This is a genomic window from Mesorhizobium sp. ISC25, from assembly GCF_042295465.1.
GTDB lineage: Bacteria > Pseudomonadota > Alphaproteobacteria > Rhizobiales > Rhizobiaceae > Mesorhizobium.
Genome location: NZ_CP135441.1, coordinates 3,515,203 through 3,534,652, shown reverse-complemented (window position 1 = coordinate 3,534,652; position 19,450 = coordinate 3,515,203). Strand labels below are relative to the sequence as shown.

The window sequence follows — 19,450 nt, the reverse complement described above, 5'->3', positions numbered from 1 at the left end:
GTTCCTGTATTTCTGATTTGGGGAGCAGCAGCTCGTGTCCGGTCGGGCCGGGGGTCGCGGTCTAGCCCATACCCTCGGAAAGGGAAACCACTTTTACGAGAGTTCAGTCTTTCCTGAAGACCAGTCTTCCGAGCCAGCCTGTCAGCATGGCCAGCGATACGGCAAAGACACCGTAGAGGAAGGAGTAGTCGTGGGCGACGCGGAAGATCGACTGTTCGAAACCGGACTTGCGGATTTCGAGCTGGGCGGAGCTTTCCTTGATGAACAGGCCGCTCTTGAACAGGAAGGCGCGGGCCTTGTGGGTGCCGACCGGAACGTTGGGAGCGAGCCTGACGGTGGCGCGGAACAGGTTCTGCGACAGGAACTGCACACCGCCGACATTCTCGCTGTAGAGGCCTGTCGCCGCCTTGCGCTCGCGCAGCGCGGCGGTGAACTCCTCGATTGTCGCCGGGCTGTCCTCGGCGTCGGCCGGCTGCAAATAGAGGTTGGAGGCGCCAAGCGACAGCTGCTTGTAGCTGTTCGGATCGGTGACGTCCTGCAGCGGCCGCGTCGTCGCCACCGAATAGGAGACAGGTACGTTTTCGAAGGTCTCCGACTCCAGATTGACCCAGACGCCGAGCACCCGGTCCTTGCGGCGCACGACGACCGGTCGGGCCGGGCCTTCCAGCACGACGATCACGTCGTAGCGCCCTTGCCGCGCGACAAGCGGATCGGCATTTTCCAGCGAGCCGAAAATGGTCAGGTCGGCGCCGGAAAAACCGGCGGTAATCGAGACATTGTCGGTGGAAAGGCCGATCTGGATGTTTTCGGTTAGTGGCGCCTGCGCCTTCGCCGGTGGCCCAGCGGCCAGCAGCGACAGCAAGGCGGCGGCCGCGAGCGTCCTCAAGCCAGCCATCAGCTCAGGCCCACCCCGGACAGCGAATAGAGATTGGGAGGCGTGACGAAAAGATCGATGGCGAGCCGGATGGCGACCGCCAGCACCAGCAGCGCCAGCAGCGCCCTGAGTTGCTCTCCCCGCAGCCTCTGACCGGCCTTGGCGCCATATTGTGCGCCGGCGACGCCGCCTGCCATCAACAGGAAGGCGAGCATGACGTCGACCGTCTGGTTGGTGGTGGCGTGGACCAGCGTGGTGTAAGCCGAGGTGAAGATGATCTGGAACAGCGAGGTGCCGATGACGACGTTGGTCGGCACTTTCAAAAGGTAGATCAGGGCGGGCACCATGATGAAGCCGCCGCCGACGCCCATGATCGACGACAGGAAGCCGATCGCCGCGCCCAGCCCAAGCACCGGAATGACGCTGACAAAGAGCTTCGAGGCTCTGAATCGCATCTTCAGCGGCAGGCGGTGGATCCAGTTGTGCTGGCCGGATTTCTTCAACACCGGCGCGGCGCCGCTGCGGGTGGCGCGCAGTGCATTGACGCTCTCGACCAGCATCAGCCCGCCGACGGTGCCGAGCAGCACGACGTAGAGCAGCGATATGAACAGGTCGAGCTGGCCGAGCCGGCGCAGGAGCGCAAAGACATAGATACCACCGGTCGAGCCGACGATGCCGCCGGCTAAAAGCACGCCACCTAGCTTGAAATCGAGCGTGCCGCGCTTCATGTGCGACAGGGCGCCGGAGAAGGAGGAAGCGATGACCTGGTTGGCGCCGGTGGCGACCGCGATTGCCGGCGGTATGTTGTAGAAGATCAGCAGCGGCGTAATGAGAAAGCCGCCGCCCACGCCGAACATGCCCGACAGGAAACCCACCGCCGCACCCATGGCCAGCAGTACGAAGATGTTGACGGAAATTTCCGCGATCGGGAGATAGATGCCCACCCGTCAGTCTCGATCAGTTTGCCTCCTGGCGAATGCAACCGTTGCGGGCATCTTGCGCCAAAAGACTATTTCGTTCTTGCGCCGGCCGGGCGGTCAAGTCAAACTTCGCCGCGCCGCCGAAACAAAAAACAACTCAATCAGTTAACAGGCAAATCTGTGGCAAGGGCGTCGCGGAAACGACGCATCTGCCGTTATTTACGCGCGAGTAGCGCCTTCACCAGCTTTTCGTCGATCGCACCGGTTGCCTTCATATCGTTGTCGGCCTGGAAGGCCATGATCGCGTTCTTGGTTTTCTGGCCCATCATGCCGTCGGGATTGCCGGCCTCGTAGCCGTTCTTGTTGAGAATGCGCTGGATGTTCTGGACCGCTTTCTTCATATCGATGCCGGCCGTTGTCTGCGGAGTGCCGTCCTGCCACGATTCAGGAATGTCGGCCGAATTGGCGGCTGGATCGAGCGGCTTGGCCTTCCACAGTTCAGCCGCGGCCCGCGCACGCTCCAGCTGCTCGGGCCTCAGCGCCTTGGCGATCTCGTCGCGCTTGGCCGCCGCATCCTTGTCGCCGGTCTTGGCGACGAGCGCGAACCATTTATAGCTCTCCTCGAGGTTCTGCTTCATGCCGACGCCCTTCGCCGCGAGGATGCCGAGATTGAACTGGCTGTCCTTGACACCGAGATCCGCCGCCGCCTGGAACCAGCGCGCTGCCGATTCATTGTCGGTCACGCCATCCGCCGCCATCGCAAACAGCACGGCCAGATTGTGCATGGCGCTGGCATTGCCCTGCTCTGCGGCAAGCTGGTACCAGGTCTTCGCTTTCTTGACGTCACGTGCGACGCCAATGCCCTTCTCGTAGAAATTGCCGATGCGGTATTCTGCCGGTGCGAAACCGAGTTCGGCAGCTTTCTCATACCATTTGGCCGCCGCCGCCATGTCTTCCTTGACGCCGCGCGACTCGGCGTAGCGCGAGCCGATCTCGAACAACGCCTTGACGTCGCCGTCGGCCGCTGCATCGCGCAGGGCGACCGGACCGGCATCGGCCGGAACGTCGATCTTGGCGCCTGCTGCCGCGGCAGCATCCGCCGGCGGCACCGTGCCGGTCGTGTCCTGCGTCGCGGCGGTGGTGGTAGCAGGCGCGGCAGCCATTGGCTCAGCGTAGCTGGCCGTCGCCGCTGACGGCGCGGGCACTGCGGCCGTGGTGTCTGGCGCCGCCAGGTCAGCGGATGCCGCCGCAGCCGAGGGCGCCGTCGATGCCTCGGTTGCCGCTGTGGCGGGGCCGGTTTGCGCCGCCGTGTCGTCCTTGGTCATCGATGCGGATGGCTCTGCCTGCCTGACGGTGGGCGACGGCGCACTCTCCTGTGTTGTCGTCTGCGCGTCCGCCTTCGGCTCGCTGGCAACGCTGGCCAATGCGGTTTCCACCGGCTGTACGGCCACGGCCGGTGCCGCCTCATTGTTGGCGACTTCGACCGGGTCGGAGAAGAAGGCTTTGCCCAGTTGCAGGCCGGCAAGCGCCAGCATGATGGCGATTGCCCCCATCAGGATCGGCTTGCGCCGCGCCTTGAGCAGGTCGCCGATCCTGAGCGCCTTGACCGGGCCTTTCATCGTCGACTGGCGCTTGAGGGCGTCCGCCTCGGCAGCCGCCGCCTGCGCAGCCCGTCTGGCTGCCGCGATGAAGTCCGACTTCGCCGCTTCGGCGCCTTCCCGGGCCGGCTGCCCGCGCTCGTCGCGCACGCGCTTCATGATGGCGCTGAGGTCGGGTGCGCCGGAACCGGGTTCCAGTGGCCGGTTGGCGAGCTTGGGGTCGAGGGGCTCGTCGAGATCGACGCTCGGTATCTCGGCGCTCGGCGCCGAGCCTGCAAGCGGCGGCATCTCGGCGTCCTTCTTGCCCTTCAAGGCGCGCGCCAGCCCGCCTAACATCGATTTCCTGCCGCCGCCTTGCTCGGTTTTTTCACGCGTCGTGTCTGAACCGAGAGCCGCCAGGGCGGCTGCGGCGGCGGCCTCGGCCGGCGTACGCGGACCGGGTTCGTCTCGCACGAGCGCCGCGGCGCGGCCGTCGAGATCGGCCATGCTGCCCGTCAACGGCAGCGGCTGGTCGAGGTCCATCGACGGTGCGTCCTGCACCGAGATCTTGGATGCCCGGCCGAAGCGCTTGCTCAACTCCGCGCTTGCCGGTTCGCCGGTCTCCAGTGAACCAAGCCTGTCAACGATCTTGAGCAGCGTATCGTGGATAGCCTCGAACGTCCTCGAATTGCGCTCGTCCGAACGGCGCGTCAGTGCCTCAAGCGTCTTCAGGTCCTGGGCGAGGCCGGTAACGGCCGCCGTGTTCGCGCTTGATCCGGCCAGCGAGCGGACGGCGCTCTCAGCCGCCTCGCGCGCCGCGCCGAGGATGGAATCGCGGGTTCCGGCCAGCGACTTCTCGATGTCGTTGAGACGCGGGCTGATGTCGTCGAATTCCGGCAGCGGCGTGCCGGGCTGGGAAAGATGCGCCGTCAGGCCGGCGACCTGCGCTTCAAGGCTGCGGATCAACGCCGGGTCGATGCTTGCGACCTGTGCCGCGGACGAATCCAGCCGGCTTGAGATGTCTTCGAGCCGGCTCTCCAGGCCACGGATCGCCGCCTCGTTGGCAGGATCCGGAACGCGCGTCTCCATCCGCTTGGCCAGCGCGGTGAAGCGGGCGTCGATGGCATCCATGATGCCGGCGCTGTCGACCTGCGGCATGCGCTGGTCGAGCCTGTCGGCGACCTCGTCCAACCGGCGCTCAAGGTCGCGAAACAGCATGTTGCCTTGTTCGATGGCGTCGCCCTGGCGACGTTCCATCATGCTGGACAGCACGTCGAAGCGCTGCTCGAGCCCCTGGAAGATGTAGTCCGCGTCGGGCATGGCAGGTGCGTGGTCGATCTTGTCGGCAATAAGCGCGACTTGCCTGGCAAGGCGCTCCATCGCCTGTTCCGGCAGATTGGCTCGGCCGGCCAGCTCATCCACGCGGCTCGACAATGTGTTGAGACGGTCGATGACCTCCCGACCCGGACGATCCTGCGACACTTCTTCGATTTGCTGGGCCAGTGAATCGATCCGCTTCTCGATGCGTTCGAAGGGCTCGGGGTCGAACGAATTGGCTTGCGCGGCAACCGTCGAGGCGACGATCGCGCGGGAAATCTCGTCGAGCCGCTCGTCGATCTGACGGAATGTGTCGCCGCCGCGATTGTCCTGCTGGCGGGCGAAATGGTCGACCGCTCCGGCAAGCGTCCGGACCTTTTCCTCGAGCGAGCGCAGCGACAGCGATTCCGGCAGATTGCTGACGGCATTGCTGATCTGTTCGAGCCGCTCCGTCAGCGCCGACAGGCCGGGTGCATCGGAACGCTTGCGCTGATCGGCCTCGACGCGGTCCTCGAAGGCGTTCCAGCGGCGGTCGAAATCGTCCCAGCGGCGTCCGACCGCCTGCACGCTCTCCTCGCGCGCCAGCGCATCGAGCGCGGCCTTGACCTGCTCAAGCTCGAGCCGCAGCATATTAACGCTTCTGTCGTCGCTTTTTTCGGCCAGTGTCTGGATGGCGCCGGAAAGCCGCTCGAATTCGACGCCGAGTTCGGCGCTGCCTTTGCCGCCGCCATTTGACTGGAAGGCTCGCTCGACATTCTTGCGCAGTACCTCGAACTCGCGTTGCAGGCCGGAGGTCATCTGCTGGCGCAACTCTTCGCGCAGGCCGCGCAATTCCCCGGCGATCTTGCCGGCTAGGGCGACGCCGTCCTCCTGCCCGCGCACCCGGTCTATATCGCGGGCGATCGCCTGGTAATTCTGGTCGAAAGCCGCTGCTGGACCTTTCGGCCGCTGCGCGCGTGGATCCTCATACCGGCGCTGCTGGCCATAGGGTTGGGCGCTGGGATAGCGCGGTTCTGCCCCTGGTCGGCGCGGATCTGGGTGGCTTGCCGTCTCCTCGCGCGTCCGCTCCAGCCGCTGCTCCAGAGTTTCCAGGGAGCGGTTGAGCTCTTCAAGCGTCGTGTGCGGCCGGCGTTGCCTGCCGGCGTTGAGTGTATCGAGGTAGGACCGCTTGCTGTTCATCAATGCGCCCGTTTCAGAATTGCTGGCTTTCACCAGGTTCCCAAAGTCCTGCCGGGACGAAGGCGACTGCTTGGCTTGTTGCAGTGGAAGACGAGCTTCCCGGGTCTCATCCGCGCTCCGAAAACCGTGAAAAATTCAATACAGGATAGACACGGGTAACCGACATGCGCACATTTCGCCCCAACGTGGTAAACAACGCGTTAACCAAGCTTAAGAAGTTGCAACTTTGTCGGCTTGCTGCCGAGGGCGCCGGGTGTCCCTTTGGACGCACAAAGGACGCTGTAGAATTTTGATCTGCCGCAGGGTTCTTTCCGAAGTCGACCGCGATTTTTGGGTTTATCCGCTGGTGCTGCGGCATAAAGTTGCAAGACCAGAACGCTCTTGCGTGGTGAGGCGGCTATCGATATAGAATTGACGTAAACGTAAATGAGCGGATTACGCCGTTTGCGATTTGTTTGTTGAAACCACGAGTGGAAGCACGCCCCCGCTTTCACTCAGGCGACGCAAGGTCCGCGACCGCGACGCCACCAGACGGGGAAAGCCAGTGACCATGAAACTTATTTCGCCCGGCCAAGCCGCGGCCAACACCAACGATATGTCGAGCGAAGCCGGTGAAGAGCTTGTCCGCATCGGCGAAATGGCCAAGAAATACGGAGTGACGCTGCGTACGCTGCGTTTCTATGAGGACAAGGGTCTACTCAACCCGCAGCGCGACGGCTCGACCCGTCTCTATACGCGCCGCGACAGGGCCCGGTTGAAGCTGATCCTGCTTGGCCGCAAGGTCGGGTTCTCGCTGCGCGACGTCAAGCAGATGATGGACCTCTATGATCCGAACGGCTCCAACACCAAGCAGTTGCGGCTGGCGCTCGACAAATCGGAAAAGCAGCTTGCCCGTCTGCAAAAGCAGCGGGCGCTGATCGACGACGCCATCAGCGAACTGAGTGCTTCGATGTCGACCGTCCGGCAAATGCTGATTGAGCGCTCGGCGCCGCAGGCCAGCGTGGCGAGCTAAACTAACCTGTCGATTTCCGACGAATGAGAACCGCGTGGCTTTCGCTGCGCGGTTCTTCGTCGTTTCCCGTCCTTCGTCGTTTGCCGTCTTGGCGCGCGGCAGAAAATTTGCCGCACCGCAGAATTGACGTTTACGCAAACGTCAATATTTGTTATCTCGACCGTAACGTTGGTCCGCTCCCATCCTCATATGCCGGGGCTGATTTCGGGGCCAAGACCGCATGGTGGAGGAAACGCATGCCGATCTACAGAGCGCCGGTCCGGGACACGCTGTTCGTGCTGAACGAAGTGTTGGGATATCAGCGTTATTCCAATCTTCCCGGATTTTCTGACGCGACGCCGGATGTGCTCGAGGCCATCCTTGCCGAGGGTGCGAAGCTCGCCGAAAACGTGATGCAGCCGCTGAACCGTGTCGGCGACGTGGAAGGCTGCATGCGCCATGACGACGGTTCGGTAACGACGCCGAAAGGCTTCAAGGAAGCCTTCGACCAGTATCGCGAAGGCGGCTGGATGGGGCTCGCCGCACCTGTCGAGTTTGGCGGGCAAGGCTTGCCCTACGCGGTGCACACTGCGGTTGCCGAATATATGGTGTCGGCCAATATGTCGCTGATGATGTATGCCGGCCTGACGCAGGGCGCGATCGCTGCGATCATCACCCATGGCACCAAAGAGCAGAAGGCAACATGGTTGCCGAAGCTGGTCGAGGGCGCCTGGACCGGCACCATGAACCTGACCGAGCCGCACTGCGGAACCGATCTTGGCCTGCTGCGCACCAAGGCCGTCCCAAATGGCGACGGCACCTACAGGATCTCCGGCCAGAAGATATTCATCTCGGCCGGCGAGCATGACATGTCGGACAATATCGTCCACCTTGTGCTGGCCCGTATCGAGGGCGCGCCGGATGGCGTGAAGGGCATCTCGCTGTTCATCGTGCCGAAGCTCAAGCTCGATGCCTCAGGCAATCCGTGCGAGAAGAACACCGTCTCCTGTGGCTCGATCGAGGAGAAGATGGGTATCCATGGCAACTCGACCTGCGTCATGAATTACGACGACGCTGAAGGCACGCTGCTAGGCGAGGCCAATGGCGGGCTGAAAGCAATGTTCACCATGATGAATGAGGCGCGGCTTGGCGTCGGCCTGCAGGGGCTCTCGCTATCGGAGGTCGCCTATCAGAATGCGGTTTCCTACGCCAAGGATCGTCTGCAGGGCCGCTCGCTGTCAGGGCCGAAGGCGCCGGACAGGAAGGCCGATCAGATCATCGTCCATCCGGACATCCGCCGCAGCCTGATGACCATGAAGGCTTTCAACGAGGCCGGCCGCGCGCTGGCGCTGTGGACGGCGATCAAGTCCGACATCGCTCACCGCTCCAGTGACGACAAGGATCGCCAGGCGGCCGACGACTACACCGGCCTGATGACGCCGGTGGTCAAGGGCGTGCTCACCGACAAGGGTTTCGATCATGCGGTAATGGCGCAGCAGGTGTTCGGCGGCCACGGCTATATAGAAGAGCACGGCATGAGCCAGTTCGTCCGCGATGCGCGCATCGCCATGGTCTATGAGGGTGCCAACGGCATCCAGGCGCTCGACCTCGTCGGCCGCAAGCTGGCCTTGAATGGCGGTCGCGCGGTGCAGGCCTTCTTTAGGGAAGTCGGCGAGTTCTGCGAGGAAAACCGCACCGACGAGAAGATTGCGCCCTTCACCAAGACGCTGAAGAAGGGCCTCAACGATCTGCAGGCGGCGACGATGTGGCTGGTGCAGAACGGCATGGCCAAGCCCGACAATGCCGGTGCCGCCTCGACCGACTACATGCATCTCTTCGGCCTGGTGGCGCTGGGCTATATGTGGGCCCGGATGGCCAAGGTGGCCGCAGCGAAATTGGCTGATGGCGCCGACGGCGCTTCGTCTTTCTACGACAACAAGCTGGTGACGGCGCGCTTCTTCATAGAGCGGATCATGCCGGAGACATCGGCGCATCTTGCCCGCATCGCCAGCGGTGCCGACACATTGATGGCACTGCCGGCGGAAGCGTTCTAGGCTCCCCTCCTCCTCAAGAGGAGGGTGGCCGCGAAAGCGGCCGGGAAGGGTCGCCACGGCAGCGCGCCAGCCTCAATGCTGGCGGCGTGCTTGGAAGGAGGATCGGAGAATAAACATGACTAACCCCGCCGAAATCCTTGGCCTTCCCAAGCCCGCTTGGGCGGCGGACGAGGTCGGCATGCTTTACGACATGGCGCACCGCTTCATGTCGGAAGAGATCGCGCCGCGTTACGACGAGTTCGAGAAGAACGAGATGGTCGACCGCGAAAGCTGGCTGAAGGCGGGTGCTGCCGGCCTGCTCTGCGCCTCGATGCCGGAGGAATATGGCGGATCGGGCGGCACCTTCGCGCATGAGAGCGCCATCATCGAGGCGATCGGCCATGTCGGCGTCGACGGGTTCGGCATTGGCCTGCACAATTCGATCGTTGCCCCCTATATCCTCCACTACGGCTCGGAGGAGCAGAAGAAGAAGTGGCTGCCGAGGCTGGCGAGCGGCGAGCTGATCGGCGCCATCGCCATGACCGAGCCGGGTGCGGGCTCCGACCTTCAAGGCGTCAAGACGCGCGCCGAAAAGGACGGCAACCGGTACAAGCTCAACGGCTCGAAGACCTTTATCACCAACGGCCAGCTCGCCAATTTCATCATCGTCGTTACCAAGACCGATCCTGAGAAGGGCGCCAAGGGCATCTCGCTGATCGTCGTCGAGACTGACGAGGTGGAGGGTTTCGAGCGCGGCCGCAACCTCGACAAGATCGGCCTCAAGGCCAACGACACGTCGGAACTGTTCTTCAACGACGTGCGTGTGCCGACCTCGAACCTGCTCGGCAACGACGAAGGCCAGGGCTTCGTCCAGTTGATGCAACAATTGCCGCAGGAGCGGCTGCAGATCGGCACCACTGCTATCGCCATGGTCGAGCGGGCCCTGGCGCTTACCATCGACTACGTCAAGGAGCGCAAGGCCTTCGGCAAGGCCATCATCGAATTCCAGAACACCCAGTTCAAGCTTGCCGAATTGAAGACCGAGGCGACCATCGGCCGCGTCTTCTATAATGACTGCGTTGCCCGCCACATTAACGGTGGCCTCGACCCGGTGACGGCTTCGATGGCCAAATACTGGCTGTCAGACCTGCAAGGAAAAGTCGTCGACGAATGCCTTCAATTGCATGGCGGCTATGGCTACATGAATGAATATCCGATTGCGCGCATGTTTCGCGACGCCCGCGTCCAGCGCATCTACGGCGGCACCAACGAGATCATGAAATTGCTGATCGGCCGCTCACTCTGAGCGAGTTTCAGCAAACCCAAGGAGCAGGAAAATGGCCGAAGCTTATGTCTATGATGCCGTGCGCACGCCGCGCGGCAGGGGCAAGAAGGATGGCTCGCTGCACGAAGTGCCGGCGGTGCGGCTCGGCGCCAAGGTGCTCGAGGCGATCCGCGACCGCAACGGGCTGGACACCGCCGCTGTTGACGACATCATCTTCGGTTGTGTCGATCCGGTTGGCGAGGCGGGTGCGGTCATTCCACGTGCCGCCGCTTTCGAGGCCGGCTACGACACCAAGGCGCCTGGCATGCAGATATCGCGCTTCTGCGCCTCGGGACTGGATGCCATCAATTTCGGCGCCGCCAAGATCGCGCAGGGCGCCGACGAGATCGTCATTGCCGGTGGCGTCGAATCGATGTCGCGCGTCGGCATGGGCGCCTCCGGCGGCGCCTGGTTCATGGACCCATCGGTCGGCCTGCCCGGCTGGTTCGTGCCGCAAGGAATCTCGGCCGACCTGATCGCCACCAAATACGGGTTTTCGCGCGACGACGTCGACGCTTACGCGGTCGAAAGCCAGAAACGTGCCGCCAAGGCGTGGGCCGAGGGCCGCTTCAAGAATTCGGTGATCTCGGTCAAGGACCAGAACGGCGTGACCATTCTCGATCACGACGAGCACATGCGGCCTTCGACCGACATGCAGTCGCTGGCCGCGCTCAATCCGTCCTTTGTCATGCCGGGCGAAATGGGCGGCTTCGACGCCGTCGCCGTGCAGAAGCATCCCGAGGTGGAAGAGGTCAACCACGTCCACCATGCTGGCAACTCGTCCGGCATCGTCGATGGCGCGGCGGCCGTGCTGCTCGGCTCGAAAAAGGCGGGAAAGACGCTCGACCTCAAGCCGCGCGCGCGCATCCGTGCCTTCGCCAACATCGGCTCCGAACCGGTGCTGATGCTGACCGGCCCCGTCGACGTCACCGAGAAGCTGTTGAAGCGGGCGAAGATGAAGCTGTCGGACATCGAGCTGTTCGAGCTCAACGAGGCCTTCGCTTCGGTGGTGCTGCGCTACATGCAGGCTTTCGACATTCCGCATGACCGGATCAACGTCAATGGTGGCGCCATCGCCATGGGCCATCCGCTCGGCGCCACCGGTGCGATGATCTTCGGCACGGTTTTGGACGAACTGGAGCGCCGCGACCTCAACACCGCGCTGGTGACGCTTTGCATCGGCGCCGGCATGGGCACCGCAACGATCATCGAACGCGTCTGACGGAGAGAGATGATGAGCTACACCAATTTCACCCTCGACATCGACGCCGACGGTATTGCGCTGGTCACCTGGGACATGCCGGACCGTTCGATGAACGTCTTCACCGAGGAGGTGATGCTCGAACTGAACGCCATCGTCGACAAAGTGGCGAGCGATGCAGCGATCAAGGGCGCGGTGATCACCTCCGGCAAGGATACGTTCTCGGGCGGCGCCGACATCACCATGCTGCAGAAGATGCTGGCGACCTTCGCCGCCGACAAGGCCAAGGACCCGGAGAAGGCGACCAAGGCGCTGTTCGACAATGCTGGAAAAATGACCGGACTATTCCGTAAGCTGGAAACCTCGGGCAAGCCGTGGGTTTCGGCGATCAACGGTACCTGCATGGGAGGCGCGTTCGAATTGTCGCTCGCCTGCCATGGCCGTGTCGCGGCCGATTCAGACAAAGTGAGGATGGCGCTTCCCGAAGTGAAGATCGGCATTTTTCCGGGCGCCGGCGGCACCCAGCGCGTGCCGCGGCTGACCGACCAGCAGCAGGCGCTGCAAATGCTGACCTCCGGCCAGACCCTGTCGCCACAGAAGGCCAAGTCGATGGGCCTGATCCATGAGATTGCCGAGCCGGACAAGCTGGTCGAAACCGCCAAGGCGATGATCAAGAACGGCTTGAAACCCGTGGCGCCCTGGGACGAAAAAGGCTTCAAGCTGCCCGGCGCTCCGATCTATTCGATGGCCGGTGCCAATCTGTGGCCGCCGGCCATCGCCATCCTGCGCCGCGAGACCTATGGCAATTATCCCGCCGCTGCCGCCATCCTGAAATGCGTCTACGAGGGCTTGCTGGTGCCGTTCGACACCGCCTTGCGGATCGAGCAACGCTACTTCACCGAGATCATGCAGACCAGGGAAGCGGCAGCGATGATCCGTTCGCTGTTCGTGTCGCTGCAGGAACTGAACAAGGGCGCGCGCCGCCCGGCCGGTGTGCCGGAAACGAAGTTCAAGAAGATCGGCGTACTCGGCGCCGGCTTCATGGGCGCCGGTATCGCCTATGTGACGGCCAAGGCAGGCATTCCGGTGGTACTGCTCGACCGTGACATGGAGTCTGCCGCCAAGGGCAAGGCGCATTCCGACAACCTTATCTCGGATCAGGTGAAGAAGGGCCGTGCCAAGCCACAGGACAAGGATCGGTTCCTGTCGCTGATCACGCCGACGGCCGATTACGCCGATCTCGCCGGCTGCGATCTTGTGGTCGAGGCGGTATTCGAGGATTCGGCCGTAAAGAAGGGTGCCACCGAACTGGCCGAGGCTGTACTCAAGCCGTCGGCGATCTTCGCCTCGAATACGTCGACCATACCGATTACATCGCTGGCCAGGAATTCGGCGCGGCCGAAGAATTTCATCGGCATCCATTTCTTCTCGCCGGTCGACAAGATGATGCTGGTCGAGATCATCCTCGGCAAGAAGACCGGCGACAAGGCGCTGGCAACCGCGATCGACTTTGTCCGTGCCATCAAGAAAACGCCGATCGTCGTCAACGATACGCGCGGTTTCTATGTTAATCGCTGCGTGCTGCGCTACATGTCGGAAGCCTACAAGATGCTGATCGAAGGTGTTCCGGCGCCGATGATCGAGAATGCGGCGAAAGCCGCCGGCATGCCGGTCGGTCCCCTGGCGTTGACCGACGAGACTGCGATCGACCTTGCCCAGAAGATCATGAAGCAGACCATGCGCGACCTCGGCGACAAGGCGGTCGATCCGAAGCAGATGGCGCTGATCAACACGATGGTCGACACGCATGGTCGCTTGGGCCGCAAGAACGGCAAGGGCTTTTATGACTATCCGGCAAAACCGGCCAAGAAGAAGCTGTGGCCAGGCCTGAGGGATCTCTACCCGCAGCTGGCGCCGGAGCAGGTCGACTATGAGGAACTGAAGCAGCGGCTGCTGGTCACCATCGCGCTTGAGGCGGTACGGGTGATGGAAGAGGGCATCGTTACCGATCCACGCGAGGCCGATGTCGGCTCGATCCTGGCCTTCGGCTTCGCGCCCTATACAGGCGGTGCACTGTCCTACATCGACGGCATCGGCGCGAAGAAATTCGTCAAACTCGCCAAGCGCCTGCAGAAGAAATACGGCACCGAGTTCAAGGCGCCGAAGCTGCTGCTCGATATGGCCGAGAAGGGCGAGACCTTCTACGAGCGCTTCGATCCCTATACCAGGGACGAGGCCAAGGAGGCAGCCTGACGCCGTCTTCGGCGGTGGACAAGATAGCGGCCAAGGGGTAGAACAGGGAAGGTATTTTTTCCTGTTTCGAAGGAAGAGCAAGGTGCTCTCGCACGACCGCGTTTGGGCCGCCATCGACGCTCTTGCCGAGCGTTATTCGCTTTCGGCCTCCGGACTGGCCAGGCGCGCTGGCCTCGACTCGACCGCCTTCAACAAATCGAAGCGGCTGTCCTCAGATGGACGGCCGCGCTGGCCGTCGACCGAATCGCTGGCCAAGATCATCGAGGCGACCGGCGCCTCGCTGGATGAATTTGCGGGGCTGGTCGAGGGTCGGGGTAATTCCGGCGCACTGCCCGTGCAGAGATCGTCGGTGCCGCTGCTCGGCTTCGCCCAGGCGGGCGCCGGTGGCTTCTTCGACGACGCCGGGTTTCCGGCGGGGCAGGGATGGGACCTGATCGAGCTTCCGGCACGCGCAACCGAAACCTCCTATGCCTTGAAGGTCCAGGGCGATTCCATGCTGCCGCTCTATCGCAATGGCGATGTCCTGATCGTCGAGCCGGGGGCTACCATACGAAAGGGTGATCGCGTCGTCGTCAAGACCAATGCCGGCGAGGTGATGGCCAAGGTGCTCGACCGCCAGACACCGAGGTCGATCGCGCTGGTCTCCCTCAATCCCGATCACCCGGACCGCGACATCCCCATGCGCGATGTCGAATGGGTGGCGCGGATTGTCTGGGCAAGCCAGTAGGCGCGGGGCCGGTGCGTCTGCCTCACCTTGCCTTGGCTGTTCTGGCGATCCCGGCGATGGCCACGGCAATTGTCGCCGGCGGCCGCGCCGTCCAGAGCGAAGGCGGCGGCCCTTGGGAGCAAATCCAGGTCGGCGCTGAACCGCAGCCCGCCGCGCCGGCTACGTCGGCCATCCCGAAACCAGTGCCGGCCAAGCAGGCGGCGCATTCGAGGGCAATCGATCCAGAAATCGTGGTGCCGCCGCAGCTCGGTTCCAACGAGCTTGAACGGATAGAGCCGCGCGCCCCGTTGAGCGATCTGGCATTGGCCGGACCGCCCAAGCCGCCAAAAACGAAAATGCCCGACGACTGGAAAGGCACGAAACTATTCCAGCCCGTCGCGCTGGCCGCCGGGCTCATCGAAGCAAAGGGCTATTCGATTGCGGTTTCCGGTATCGACATCGTCAAGCAGGAGGAGACTTGCACCGACGGCGGCAAGTCCTGGAATTGCGGCATCCGGGCGCGAACGGCCTTCCGCGCCTTTCTCCGCAGTCGTGCGGTGGTCTGTGCCGTGCCGCCCGAAGGCGGTCGTGATCTGATCGCCGCCGAGTGCCGGATCGGCAATCAGGATATCGGCCAATGGCTGGTCGAAAACGGCTGGGCGCGCGCCGCCAAGGGCGGCGTTTACGCAGAAGCCGGCGAGAAGGCGCGTGCAGCAAAGAGAGGCGTCTTCGGGCCGGCGCCGAGCGTTTCAGGCCTGCCACCGCTCCCGGCTGCGCCGCGATCCGCGCCTGAAGCGCCGAGCTCGATCCTGGAGGAGCAGGACGGCGTCCTCATGCCGCCAGCTGACCAGCCAGCGCCCGCTGAATGAGCTCGCGCGTTTCGGCGATGCCGTAGAGCGCGGCGAAGGAGCCGAAGCGCGGCCCGCGTTCCTGACCTATCAGCACCTGATAGATCATCTGGAAGAAGGCGACGGAGACACCGGGCCCGCCCTCCGGGCTCTGCTTGGAATGATCCTGGTAGCGCTCGATCTTGCGTGCCACATTGAGGGCAGCGTTCTGGATCGCCTCGCTGTCGGCATCAGCCGGCAGCGCGGCGAGCGCTTCCGAAAGCTTGGTCAGCGCCTCGCGCTCGACCGCGTCGGCAGCACGGTACACTTTGGCCGGCTTCACGAAATCGTCGAAATAGCGGATGGCATATTCGGCCAGTCGGTCGAGCTCGGGATGGGTCGTCGGCGTCACACCCGGCGCGTGGCGCGAAATGAAACCCCACAGCACGCTCCTGTTTTGGGCATTCGAGGCGCTGACCAGATTGAGCAGCAGCGAGAACGGAACCGGCAGGTCGACTGCCGGGGGATTGCCGTCATGCATGTGCCAGACCGGATTGCCCAGCCGCTCCTTCCAGTCCTGCCTCTGATAGGCAGAGAGGAACGTGTAATATTCGTCTACCGCCTTCGGGATGACGTCGAAATAAAGCTTCTTCGCGGTTCGCGGGCGCTGGAACATATAAAGGCTAAGGCTCTCGGTCGGCGCGTAACTCAGCCACTCGTCGATGGTCAGCCCATTGCCCTTCGACTTCGAGATCTTCTGGCCGTTCTCATCGAGGAACAGCTCATAATTGAAGCCCTCCGGTGCCGGAGCATCGAGCGCGCGGCAAATCTGCCCGGCGAGCTTGACGGAATCGATCAGATCCTTGCCGGACATCTCGTAATCGACGCCGAGTGCTGCCCAGCGCATCGCCCAATCTGGCTTCCATTGCAGCTTGGCATGACCGCCGGTCACCGGCGTCTCGAAGCGCTCGCCGGTGTCCGGGTCGCGCCACACGATGGTGCCGGCGTCGAGCTTGCGCTCGTCGATCGCGACTTGCATGACGATGCCGGTCTTGGGATGGATCGGCAGGAAGGGCGAATAGCTCAGCGCCCGCTCCTCGCGTAGCGACGGCAGCATAATTGCCATCACCTTATCGAAGCGCTCGAGCATCTTGAGCAGCGTCGCGTCGAAGCGGCCGGAAGTGTAATAGTCGGTCGAGGAAGCGAATTCGTAATCGAAGCCGAAACGGTCGAGGAAAGCGCGCAGCCTTGCGTTATTGGCGGCGCCGAACGACGGATACTCATTGGAGAAAGGGTCCGGTATCCTGGTCAGCGGCTTGCCGAGATAGGCGCGCAGCATGTCCTTGTTAGGCACATTGTCCGGCACTTTGCGCAATCCGTCCATGTCGTCGGAGAAGCACAGCAGCCGCGTCTTGACCTTGTTTTCGGTCAGCACGCGGAAGGCGTGGCGCACCATAGACGTGCGCGCCACCTCGCCGAACGTGCCGATATGCGGCAGCCCTGACGGGCCGTAGCCGGTCTCAAACAGCACCGTTTCCGGGTAGCCGCTGCTCGCGTAACGGGCGACGATCTTTTTCGCTTCCTCGAATGGCCACGCCTTGCTTTCGGCGGCGGCGGTGAGGACTTCCGGGCTGAGATCGATCGGCTGTTGTTCGGCCATGATGCTATTCCTGCAACTTTGCCGGCATCCATGCCGGCAGCCGCATGCTCTAGACCATGATCCCGAAAAGTGGAACCCGGTTTCCGGGCAGGACCGTGATCAGGCAAGAAGATTAAGAGCCCCTGTCCCGATAGTCAGGATGGATCAAGTTCCAAGGTGTGACCGGAGCGCCAACGATCGCGGCTGTTTTTCCTTGCGGCGCCGGTCCCTCGTTCCTAACTTCGGGACCATCTCAAGGAGTTGTAAATGCCATTGTCGCCACACGAAGCCATGATCTACCTGATGGTCATCACCTCGGCGTCAGACCGCGACATGACCGACGTCGAACTGGCGCGGATCGGCGACGTCGTTCGATCCTGGCCGGTGTTTGAGGATTTCAACCAGGAGCGGCTGGTCGAAGTCGCCCAGGCCTGCCAGAAAATGCTGCAGGAAAAGGACGGGCTGGAGGGCGTCCTTGCGCGTGTCGCCGAGGCGCTGCCCGAACGCCTGCGTGACACCGCCTATGCGGCCGCCTTCGAGGTCGCAGCCGTCGATCTCGAAATGCGCCTGGAGGAGGTGCGCGTGCTGCAGCTCGTTCGCCGGGAACTCGACCTCGATGCGCTGACGGTCGCCGCCATTGCGCGAGCCGCCAAGGCCCGCCTTCGCACGCTGACCTGAGCCGGCAGCCAGGCTCAGAAAAAGCTGACCGGAAAATAGCGCAGATAGAACTCGGCGAACGTGCCTTTCACCGAAATCTCCTGCAGCGCGTAGTCGAACGCGGCGGCCAGTGCCGGATCGTCGGCCCTGGTGGCGATTGCCATGCCTGAGCCGAGATATTCGGGCGCCAGATAGGGGCCGCCGGCAAAGCGGCAGCAGCCCGCCGCATCGGAACCGCCGAGCCAGAAGGCGAAGCGCATGCCGTCGCCGAAGGCGGCGTCGATCTTGCCGGCTTTCAGCTCGCCATAAAGCTCCTCCGGCTTTGCGAAGGGGACGATTTGGACGTCGCCGAAATAATCGCGCAGCATCCGCTGATGCGCGGAGCCGGCGATCACGCCGACACGCTTGCTGCGCAGCCTGTCGAACATTGGTTCGGTCAGCGCCTGTGTCTTCAGCATGATGAAGCGTGCCGGAAATTGCAGGTAGGAGCGTGAAAACGCGTATTTCGACCGCGACTCCGGCGTCGCGGCGATGCCGGCGATGATCGCTTCGCCTTCGCCTTTCCCGAGCGCACCTTCGAGCTCGGCCCAGGGCAGCGCCTGGATCTGGCATTTTTCGGCAATGCCGAGCTCGGCGCAGATGGCGCGCGCCAGGTCGACATGGAAGCCCGACAGCCGGCCTGCCCCATCGAGGAAATTGAACGGCGGGAAATCCGTGGTGGTCAGGAATCGCAGCCGCGGCAGCATCGAAAGGTCCGGCTTTGGCAGCCGCTCCTTGGCGTCCCAAAACACCGGCACTTGCGGCTCCGCGGCGAGCGCAGCAGCCGCAAGCGATTGCGCTCCGATCAATATCGAGATCAATGAAATGGATATGCGCCGAAACGTCACGCGACGACTCCGTCCGGTCTTGCCCCCGACTTTCGTACGAAATAACACAGGTTTTTGTACGAAAATAACACAGGCACAATGGTTTTTTGGTTTCATCATGACGATTTAGGGATATTGTTTAGTGAGTTTGCAAATGACTGCGTGATGCCGGCTGAAGAGGAGCAGTAGGACGCACAGGGGAAGCAGCTTTGCAGTCCGGGGTTGATGGCGTGGTGCGGGTTGATCACTGTCATTGGCCTCAAGAGCGGAAGGCAACATGGGGTAGATGTTGCGATGGGTCATTTCGATCGTACCCTGGAACTGATAGATCAGTTGCAGCACGCCGGTACAGCGGCCGCCGTTTGCGAAAAGCTGCTGGGGGTAACAAGCGGGTTCGGGCTGACGGCGCTGATGGCCGGGACGGTGCCGCAACCTGGCACGCCGAGAAACCAGCAAAAGGACCATGTGCTGCTCTGCGACTGGCCGGCTGAATGGCTTGAGCGCTACGTTGCGCGCAACTACGTCGATCACGACCCCGTCGTCAGTCACATGAAGCAGCTTCAAGCGCCATTCCAGTGGCGGGAAGCGTCTCAGGGGATCCGTATCGGCAAGAGCGGCGGCGAGGTGATGGGCGATGCCGGCGAATTCAAGCTGCGCGACGGGCTGGCCTTCCCGCTGATCACGCTCGATGGCCAGATCGTCATGGTGTCGCTGGGCGGCGAGGCTGTCGAATTGTCGGGCGCCGAATTCGGGCTGGTGTCGCTGGTCTCGACTTATGCGATTGGCCGCGCCATGCAGCTCCACACCATGGCAGGCAAAACCATCGACCATGTCGAATTGACGCCGCGTGAGCGCGAATGCCTGCAATGGGCCGCCGTTGGCAAGTCGGAATGGGAGATTTCACAAATTCTCGGCATTTCGGAACACACGTCAGAGAAACACCTTCTTAACGCCAAAAGCAAACTCGGTGCCGTCAACCGGGTCCAGGCCGTCGCGGAAGCGATAAGGCGCGGCTATATTAACTAGGTCGGCCGCGCCGGCCTAGAAATTCTTGCCTACGCGATCGCGTAATTTTTTCGGGAAAGC

Annotated in this window: 14 protein-coding genes; 9 read left to right on the top strand and 5 right to left on the bottom strand. The window is 62.8% G+C overall.

What is annotated here, in order from left to right; translation table 11 throughout:
* Positions 1-103 precede the first annotated feature (103 nt).
* From RQ479_RS17610 to RQ479_RS17600, 3 genes are all read right to left on the bottom strand, one after another.
* Positions 104-895 (bottom strand): TIGR02186 family protein, encoded by a 792-nt coding sequence (locus tag RQ479_RS17610; protein WP_376702010.1) that lies wholly within the window; start codon positions 893-895, stop codon positions 104-106.
* Positions 895-1,818 carry a sulfite exporter TauE/SafE family protein gene (locus tag RQ479_RS17605; RefSeq protein WP_023676949.1) on the bottom strand — a complete coding sequence of 308 codons (924 nt, stop codon included), beginning with the start codon at positions 1,816-1,818 and terminating at the stop codon, positions 895-897. The genes RQ479_RS17610 and RQ479_RS17605 overlap by 1 nt, the downstream gene beginning before the upstream one ends.
* Before the next feature lie 191 nt (positions 1,819-2,009).
* Positions 2,010-5,867, bottom strand: coding sequence for a peptidoglycan-binding protein (locus tag RQ479_RS17600; protein ID WP_376702009.1), 3,858 nt, complete (start codon positions 5,865-5,867; stop codon positions 2,010-2,012).
* A 550-nt stretch (positions 5,868-6,417) separates the two neighbouring features.
* On the opposite strand from RQ479_RS17600, the gene RQ479_RS17595 reads away from it, so the two are divergent.
* The 7 genes from RQ479_RS17595 to RQ479_RS17565 all read left to right on the top strand — a co-directional run bounded on the left by RQ479_RS17595 (position 6,418) and on the right by RQ479_RS17565 (position 15,244).
* Positions 6,418-6,879, top strand: coding sequence for a MerR family DNA-binding transcriptional regulator (locus RQ479_RS17595; protein ID WP_023719513.1), 462 nt, complete (start codon positions 6,418-6,420; stop codon positions 6,877-6,879).
* A gap of 236 nt (positions 6,880-7,115) precedes the next feature.
* Positions 7,116-8,912 (top strand): acyl-CoA dehydrogenase, encoded by a 1,797-nt coding sequence (locus RQ479_RS17590; protein WP_376702008.1) that lies wholly within the window; start codon positions 7,116-7,118, stop codon positions 8,910-8,912.
* Between the two features lie 115 nt (positions 8,913-9,027).
* Complete coding sequence (locus tag RQ479_RS17585; protein WP_352715714.1) at positions 9,028-10,197, top strand: acyl-CoA dehydrogenase family protein; 1,170 nt, start codon at positions 9,028-9,030, stop codon at positions 10,195-10,197.
* A 31-nt stretch (positions 10,198-10,228) separates the two neighbouring features.
* Complete coding sequence (locus RQ479_RS17580) at positions 10,229-11,437, top strand: acetyl-CoA C-acetyltransferase (protein ID WP_376702007.1); 1,209 nt, start codon at positions 10,229-10,231, stop codon at positions 11,435-11,437.
* A 12-nt stretch (positions 11,438-11,449) separates the two neighbouring features.
* Positions 11,450-13,669 (top strand): 3-hydroxyacyl-CoA dehydrogenase NAD-binding domain-containing protein, encoded by a 2,220-nt coding sequence (locus RQ479_RS17575; protein ID WP_376702006.1) that lies wholly within the window; start codon positions 11,450-11,452, stop codon positions 13,667-13,669.
* Between the two features lie 82 nt (positions 13,670-13,751).
* Positions 13,752-14,396 carry a helix-turn-helix transcriptional regulator gene (locus RQ479_RS17570; protein WP_023677336.1) on the top strand — a complete coding sequence of 215 codons (645 nt, stop codon included), beginning with the start codon at positions 13,752-13,754 and terminating at the stop codon, positions 14,394-14,396.
* Between the two features lie 11 nt (positions 14,397-14,407).
* A complete protein-coding gene (locus tag RQ479_RS17565; RefSeq protein ID WP_376702005.1) occupies positions 14,408-15,244 on the top strand; it encodes a thermonuclease family protein in 837 nt (278 codons plus the stop codon).
* Here the strand turns inward: RQ479_RS17565 and RQ479_RS17560 are convergent.
* Positions 15,207-16,862, bottom strand: coding sequence for a lysine--tRNA ligase (locus tag RQ479_RS17560; RefSeq protein WP_376702004.1), 1,656 nt, complete (start codon positions 16,860-16,862; stop codon positions 15,207-15,209). The two genes, RQ479_RS17565 and RQ479_RS17560, sit on opposite strands and share 38 nt — an antisense overlap.
* Before the next feature lie 246 nt (positions 16,863-17,108).
* Here RQ479_RS17560 and RQ479_RS17555 point away from each other — a divergent pair, with 246 nt between their 5' ends.
* Entirely contained in the window at positions 17,109-17,519 is a 411-nt protein-coding gene (locus tag RQ479_RS17555) for a tellurite resistance TerB family protein (protein WP_292659499.1), read from the top strand.
* 14 nt (positions 17,520-17,533) lie between these two features.
* Here the strand turns inward: RQ479_RS17555 and RQ479_RS17550 are convergent, their stop codons facing one another.
* On the bottom strand, positions 17,534-18,385 hold the full coding sequence (locus RQ479_RS17550; RefSeq protein WP_376702003.1) for a transporter substrate-binding domain-containing protein: 852 nt from the start codon (positions 18,383-18,385) through the stop codon (positions 17,534-17,536).
* A gap of 273 nt (positions 18,386-18,658) precedes the next feature.
* Between RQ479_RS17550 and RQ479_RS17545 the strand changes: the two genes are divergently transcribed.
* Positions 18,659-19,390 (top strand): LuxR family transcriptional regulator, encoded by a 732-nt coding sequence (locus RQ479_RS17545; RefSeq protein WP_352898518.1) that lies wholly within the window; start codon positions 18,659-18,661, stop codon positions 19,388-19,390.
* Positions 19,391-19,450 lie beyond the last annotated feature (60 nt).

Coding starts and splice junctions, on each gene's coding strand:
- RQ479_RS17610 (WP_376702010.1), bottom strand. CDS start 895: ATGGCTGGCTTGAGGACGCTCGCGGCCGCCGCCTTGCTGTCGCTGCTG.
- RQ479_RS17600 (WP_376702009.1), bottom strand. CDS start 5,867: ATGAACAGCAAGCGGTCCTACCTCGATACACTCAACGCCGGCAGGCAA.
- RQ479_RS17595 (WP_023719513.1), top strand. CDS start 6,418: ATGAAACTTATTTCGCCCGGCCAAGCCGCGGCCAACACCAACGATATG.
- RQ479_RS17590 (WP_376702008.1), top strand. CDS start 7,116: ATGCCGATCTACAGAGCGCCGGTCCGGGACACGCTGTTCGTGCTGAAC.
- RQ479_RS17585 (WP_352715714.1), top strand. CDS start 9,028: ATGACTAACCCCGCCGAAATCCTTGGCCTTCCCAAGCCCGCTTGGGCG.
- RQ479_RS17580 (WP_376702007.1), top strand. CDS start 10,229: ATGGCCGAAGCTTATGTCTATGATGCCGTGCGCACGCCGCGCGGCAGG.
- RQ479_RS17575 (WP_376702006.1), top strand. CDS start 11,450: ATGAGCTACACCAATTTCACCCTCGACATCGACGCCGACGGTATTGCG.
- RQ479_RS17560 (WP_376702004.1), bottom strand. CDS start 16,862: ATGGCCGAACAACAGCCGATCGATCTCAGCCCGGAAGTCCTCACCGCC.
- RQ479_RS17555 (WP_292659499.1), top strand. CDS start 17,109: ATGCCATTGTCGCCACACGAAGCCATGATCTACCTGATGGTCATCACC.
- RQ479_RS17545 (WP_352898518.1), top strand. CDS start 18,659: ATGGGTCATTTCGATCGTACCCTGGAACTGATAGATCAGTTGCAGCAC.